Raw genomic sequence first — 274 nt, 5'->3', positions numbered from 1 at the left:
CAGCAAGGCCGCGGCAGCGGCACCGTCCCCCGTGGGCAGCCAGAGTGGCGGCGGTATGGCCGGAGGGGCCGGCGCGGGTTCGGGCGGGGGCGCCAAGCCGCCGTTCGACTGGGCCGACATCGGCCCCGGCAGCCTCGTGCTGGCCCAGGGCGATGACGAGGACGCCTACTATGCCGCCACGGTCGTGGCCACGAAGGCCGACGACCACTTCGTCCTGACCTGGGTTGACTATCCCGATTACCCCGAGTTCAGCCGCTCCCGCCGCGCACTCGGC

General features: G+C 73.4%; 1 pseudogene. It reads left to right on the top strand.

The features are described 5' to 3' along the window. Window positions 1-55: 55 nt before the first annotated feature. A pseudogene (locus MKK75_RS14875) lies at window positions 56-274 on the top strand (hypothetical protein); the annotation flags it as partial.

Origin of the sequence: Methylobacterium sp. J-030 (genome assembly GCF_022829545.1) — a bacterium.
GTDB lineage: Bacteria > Pseudomonadota > Alphaproteobacteria > Rhizobiales > Beijerinckiaceae > Methylobacterium.
This window is presented reverse-complemented; position numbering and strand designations above follow the sequence as displayed.